This window comes from Streptomyces sp. (assembly GCF_035563135.1).
Lineage (GTDB): Bacteria > Actinomycetota > Actinomycetes > Streptomycetales > Streptomycetaceae > Streptomyces.
The window spans coordinates 1-5,359 of the sequence record NZ_DATMVN010000764.1 but is presented as its reverse complement, the minus strand read 5'-3'; the positions used below and the strand labels follow the sequence as shown (position 1 = coordinate 5,359).

The 5,359-nt window shown below is 72.6% G+C and carries 5 protein-coding genes and 1 pseudogene; 1 reads left to right on the top strand and 5 read right to left on the bottom strand.

Annotated features, from left to right (window positions below):
* The 5 genes from VN520_RS34070 to VN520_RS34050 all read right to left on the bottom strand — a co-directional run.
* A partial coding sequence (locus VN520_RS34070) for an NAD(P)-binding protein (protein ID WP_325750813.1) occupies nucleotides 1-454 on the bottom strand: 454 nt, incomplete at its 3' end.
* A 31-nt stretch (nucleotides 455-485) separates the two neighbouring features.
* Nucleotides 486-1,103 (bottom strand): DUF4126 domain-containing protein, encoded by a 618-nt coding sequence (locus tag VN520_RS34065; RefSeq protein WP_325750812.1) that lies wholly within the window; start codon nucleotides 1,101-1,103, stop codon nucleotides 486-488.
* Between the two features lie 376 nt (nucleotides 1,104-1,479).
* Nucleotides 1,480-2,091, bottom strand: a complete 612-nt coding sequence (locus VN520_RS34060) for a TetR/AcrR family transcriptional regulator (RefSeq protein ID WP_325750811.1) — start codon at nucleotides 2,089-2,091, stop codon at nucleotides 1,480-1,482.
* Between the two features lie 29 nt (nucleotides 2,092-2,120).
* Nucleotides 2,121-4,208 (bottom strand): YhgE/Pip domain-containing protein, encoded by a 2,088-nt coding sequence (locus VN520_RS34055; protein WP_325750810.1) that lies wholly within the window; start codon nucleotides 4,206-4,208, stop codon nucleotides 2,121-2,123.
* Complete coding sequence (locus VN520_RS34050) at nucleotides 4,180-4,956, bottom strand: ATP-binding cassette domain-containing protein (protein WP_325750809.1); 777 nt, start codon at nucleotides 4,954-4,956, stop codon at nucleotides 4,180-4,182. Before VN520_RS34050 ends, VN520_RS34055 begins: the two co-directional genes overlap by 29 nt.
* Before the next feature lie 171 nt (nucleotides 4,957-5,127).
* Here VN520_RS34050 and VN520_RS34045 point away from each other — a divergent pair.
* A pseudogene (locus VN520_RS34045) lies at nucleotides 5,128-5,359 on the top strand (hypothetical protein); the annotation flags it as partial.

Genomic DNA, 5,359 nt, shown 5'->3' with positions numbered 1-5,359 from the left:
GCCGGTCCTCGGGCAGCGGCTCCTCCAGCAGCGGCCTGCGTGACCGGTTCCAGGTCTCCCCCGCCCGGTCCAGGAAGTCCCCCCACCGCGCCCCGGCCCCCTCGCCGAGCGCCCGGTCCAGCGCCCCGGTCACCCCGGCCCGTGAGGCGTTGGGAAGCGACACCTCGGTGCCGTCCGCGAAGAGATGACGGCTCGCCGGGTCGACCTGGGTGAGCGTGACGCACTGCTCCAGGCTCTCCCTGCCCGTCTTCACGAAGAGGTCGCGGTAGACCGCGGGAAGGTGCAGCAGCCCGGGGCCGGTGTCGAAGACGAAGCCGTCGCGGGAGAACCGGCCGAGCGAGCCGCCGTAGGTCTTCGACCGCTCGTACACGGTCACCCGGTGGCCTGCCACGGAGAGCCGGGCGGCCGCCGCCATCGCGCCCGTCCCGGCGCCGATCACCGCAATTCGTGCCATGGCAGTGACCCTAAAGGGTGCCGCCGGCAGTTCAGCAGTGAGGGCGGCGCCTGCCCGCCCCCGCTGGTCGTCCCTCCTCGCACCGCTGTGACCTGCGGCGCAGGAAGCGGCGGATCCGGGAGGCCAGGAAGAGCAGTGTCACCAGGCCGAGCAGCAGGAGGACCCCGGCGAGAACGGCCGCAGCCACCGGGTCGAACATCGCGAAGGTGATGATTCCGGCGGCCCCGAGGTCCTCCGCGACACTGACCCCGACATTGCTGAACGGTTCGGGCGAGGTGTTGACCGCCATCCTGGTGCCGGCCTTCATCAGATGGCTCATCAGCGCGGTGGACCCGCCCACGGCTCCCGCGGCGAGTTCCGGCAGGGACCCGCTCTCCCCGGCCAGCAGCGCCGCGACGACCGCGCCGGCCACGGGTCTGATCACCGTGTGCGCCGCGTCCCAGGCCGAGTCCACGTACGGGATCTTGTCGGCCACCGCCTCGCACAGGAACAGCACACCCGCGGTGACGAGCACATCGGTGCGCTGCAGTGACCCGGGCACCTCGTCGGTGAGACCGGTCGCACCGAAGACGCCGAGGAGGAGGACCACCGCGTAGGCGTTGATCCCGCTGGCCCAGCCGCTCGTGAACACCAGGGGGAGCACGGACACGGACGCGATCGTAGCCAGTGGGCGGGGCGCCCGGGTGGGCCCTGCCGCTCAGCTCTGAGTATTCCTACCCAGTGCGGCAGATGAGTAGATGAGCGGATGGGCCCTCACCTGCGCGGACGGAAGAGTGGAGACCACGGAAGGGGCGCGGCGCCAGGACCGCCGGCACGGGGCGGCGGAACGGCGCGGCACCCCGGACGTGACGGGGGCGCACGGCGCGGAGCTCCGGGACCACGGGGGACACGGGGTCACGGGGGAGGGCTCCGCGACGTCACGCAGCGCCGGTCCGGTGGAATTCGGGGGGATCGAATTCCACCGGACCGGCGCTTTTCCGTGTGCGGACCGGCGCTTTCCCGGACGCGGACCGCAGAAGGTGCTCTCAGCGTCCGCCGACCCGGCCGTGCAGCAGCAGGGACAGGGCGCGGTGCACATCGTCGAGCGACCGTCCGGGCTGGAACGCCTGCCAGTCGAGAGCCGCCACCAGGACCATCCCCACCAGTGCGGCGGCCGTCAGCTGGATGTCGATCTCCTCACTGAGCTCGCCGCCCGCGACGCCTTCCCGGAGCACCCCCTCCACCACGGCGACGGCTTCCTGCCGCAGGACCAGGAGGGTCGACTGCCAGGCACGGTTGGTGCGCCAGAGTTCGGCGACGTACAGCTGGGTGAAGGCCGGGTAGCGGTCGATGAAGACCAGGCCGGCCCTGACCATCGCGTCCAGCGCCTCCACACGGGTGCCGCCGCGCGCGTCCGTCGCGTCGGCGGCGGAACGCAGCGACTGCGTGAGCAGCCCGACGCCGTGCCGCAGCAGCTCCTCGAACAGCTCGGTCTTGCTCTTGAAGTTGTAGTAGACCGTGCCCTTGGCGACCCCGGCGCGCTCGGCGATCTCGTCCACCGTCGTCGCGGAGAAGCCCTTCTCCGCGATGAGGGTCACCGCCGCCTCGTAGAGCTTCTGCCGGGTGACCTGGCGGCGCGTGGTGCTACTGCTGTCCATACGCACGATTCTCACAGGTCCCGGCGCGGTCACAGACTCAGCTCCGGGTGCAGCCGGTCCAGTGTCCACACCTGCTTGCGCCGGGCGGACAGGGCTGTCAGCGCCAGTGCGCCCGCGGTGAAGGCCAGCAGCACGGCGCAGCCCTGCCAGACCGGGGCGAGCCCGCCGCCCGTGATCAGCCGCCGCAGCCCGTCCACGACATAGGTCATCGGCAGCCAGGGGTGGATCGCGCCGAAGAAGCCCGGACTGGTCTGGACGGGATAGGTGCCCCCGGCCGAGGTCAGCTGGAGCATCAGCACCGCCAGGACGAGGATCCGTCCTGCCGCGCCGAAACGGGCGTTGAGCCACTGCACGATCGCGGCGAAGCAGCAGGTCACCAGGGCCAGGAAGCCGATCGTGCCGACGGTGTGCGTCATCTGCAGGCCGAGCCGCCAGTGCAGCACCGACATCAGGGCGGCGACCTGGAGCAGGCCCGTGGCGGCGACCGGCAGCCAGCCCGCGAGGGCGATGCGCCACGCCGGGGCCCCGGCCGCGAGAGCCCGCCGGCTGAGCGGCTGGATCAGCATGTACGCCACCATCGAGCCCACCCACAGCGAGAGCGGGATGAAGTACGGCGCGAAGCCGGTGCCGTAGTTCGGCGCCGTGTGCAGGGAGGAGGAGGCCAGCTGCACGGGGTCGGCCATGACACCGGTGCGGGCGTCGCGGGCCTTCTCGTCGTAGTCGGGGATCCTGCCGACCCCGTCGTTCAGCCCCTGGGCGAGCGTCGCGGAGCCGTCACCCAGCCGGTACAACCCGCTCTTCAGGGTCGTGGCGCCCGACTTGAGCTTCTTGACGCCGGCGTCCAGATCCCCGGCCCCCGCCCTGGCGCTCCCGAGGCCGGTGTGGAGCGCGTCGGCGCTCTCGGCGACCTTGTGCGCGCCGGTGTTGAGGGCGTTGATCCTCGTCACGGCGGACTCCAGGTCCGTGTCCAGATCCGGTGAGCGCTTCGCCAGGGCGTCGGCCTGCTTCTCCAGGGCGGACAGCTGGGCGCGCAGCTTCGTCAGATCGCCCTTCTGGTTCATGACCAGCGCGTTCACGTCCTCGGACACCTCGGCGACATCCGCTGCCGCCTCCTTGGCGCGCTTCAGCTGCGGGCAGACCCCCGGGTCGGGCAGCGGCTGGTCCTCGCAGCGGACGCGGTGGACCTCGGCCAGGTCGTCGGAGGCCGTGCGGGCCGCGGCCGAGGCCGTGGGCGCCGCTTCGGCCAGCAGGCCGAGGTTCTCCCGTACGGCCTTCGAGGAGTCGGCCACCAGCCGGGCGGTGTCCCCGATGGCCTTGCCGTTGTCCTTCAGGAAGGGGCGGACGTCCGCGGCGACCGCGTCGACCTCGTCCGTGAGCAGCTGGGTGCCGCCGGCGACCTGCCGGGACCCCGTCTCCAGGTCGCCGGCCCCCTTGTCCAGCCCGGCGATGCCGGTGGAGAGCGTGCCGCTGCCCGCCTTGGCGTCCTTGAGGCCGTCCGCGAGGTCCTTGGAGCCCTTCTTCGCCCGCGTGAGGCCGCTCCTGAGGTCGTCGGCCCCCTCGGCCGCCTTCGCGGTCGCGTCGTGCAGTCCCGAGAAGTCGATGAAGATCCGGTCCAGGAAACCGCGCGAGGCCTTCGTGGACGCGGCACTGCGGACCTCGGCGAGTACGGTCCTGGAGATCTGCCCGACGAGGTAGTTGTTGGCGTCGTTCGTACGCACCCGCAGGGCGCCGGCGGCGGGGGAGTCCCCGGCGCTCGAGGCGATCCGCTCGCTGAAGTCCGACGGCATGGTCAGCGAGAGGTAGTACGTCCCGTCCTCCAGGCCCCTTTCGGCCTCGGCGGAACCGGCCTCGTGCCAGTCGAAGACCTTGGAGCCGAGCAGCCGGCCGGCGATCTCGTCCCCGGCCGCGAGGTGTTCGCCCCCGCTGACCGCGCCCTCGTCCTCGTTGACGAGCGCCACGGGGATGCGGTCGAGCCGTCCGTACGGGTCCCAGAAGGACCAGAGGTAGAGCGCCCCGTACAGCAGGGGCAGCAGGAGGAGTGCCACGAGCGCGGCACGCGGCATCCGGCCCCTGCCGAACCGCCGCAGCTCAAGAGCGGCCAGTTCCGGCGATCGCATCGGCCGTCCCCTTCCCGGTCGTCGTGTCGTCGGCGGGCGCAGGAGGTCCGGCCGCCGGGCGGGTGCGTACGGTGAGCGCGTCCTCGGGTGCCTCACTGCACACGGCCAGCACGGTGGTCCCGCCGGCCGCGATCGTGCGCAGGAGTTCCCAGACCGGGCCGCGGTCCGTGGCGGAGAGCTTGAGGTCGGTGTCGTCCACGGCGAGGAGCCGCGGGCGGCCCATGAGGGCGAGGGCGACGGAGAGACGCAGGGCCTCCGGACGCTCCAGGTCGCGCACGGAGGTCCGTTCGGCCTTGGGCAGGGCAGCGGGATCGAGCCCCGCGGCCTCCAGCGCGGTGTCGATCACCGCACGCGCCGCGGCGGCGCGCTCGGCGCGGGGGCGCAGCAGGGAGCGTGGCGAGCCGCCGAACCGGCGCCGCAGCAGGGCCCGTTCCCGCAGGTGCTCGGCCACAGTGAGGGAAGGGTCCAGTTCGCTGACCCCGGGGACCGGGCCCAGCGCGCTGAAGCCGCGTACGGCGGCGAGCCGTCCGGGCAGGCGCTCGCCGCCGACCTCGGCGTGGCCGTGCGTGGAACGCATCCGGCCGGTGAGTGCGAGCAGCAGACACGTACGGCCCGAGCCGGAGGGGCCCTCGACGGCGACGAGCGAACCGGGGCCGGCGGCGAGGTCCACCCCCCGGAAGGCCCAGCCGCGCGGGCCCTTCAGCCCGAAGTCCTCGGCGCTCAGCGCCGCCCCGTGCGGGCTCTCCATGATCCCGCCCCCCTTCTTTTTGAACTGACCAGTCAGTGCAAAAAGCTAGCCCGTTCTTGCGGTCGAAGCAAAACGCCTGGTCAGAGCGGGTTGATGAGGGATTGTCAGTGGTGGCCCTCACGATGGATGCATACGGCTACGGAGCCGTCACACGACGACAGGAGGTTCGTCATGGCCAGCTCGTCCGCAGCCGCCGCCCCGCGGCGCCGCGCAGGCAGCCCTGCCCCCTCACTGACCGGTCCGGCAACCGATGTCCACCCCGTGCTGCGCCGCGCCTCGGCGCCGCCCGCCGCACTCGATCTGCTCGCCCAGGCCCGAGCCGGACTGGACGAGGCCGCCGTCCTGGACGTGCCCAACGAGCGGTACGCCACCGCCCACCTCGCCGCGCTCCGCGCCGCCGCCG

What these genes read in the sequence shown, in the direction of transcription:
- VN520_RS34060 (WP_325750811.1), bottom strand. Translation starts at nt 2,091, where the DNA reads ATGGACAGCAGTAGCACCACGCGCCGCCAGGTCACCCGGCAGAAGCTC.
- VN520_RS34055 (WP_325750810.1), bottom strand. Translation starts at nt 4,208, where the DNA reads ATGCGATCGCCGGAACTGGCCGCTCTTGAGCTGCGGCGGTTCGGCAGG.
- VN520_RS34050 (WP_325750809.1), bottom strand. Translation starts at nt 4,956, where the DNA reads ATGGAGAGCCCGCACGGGGCGGCGCTGAGCGCCGAGGACTTCGGGCTG.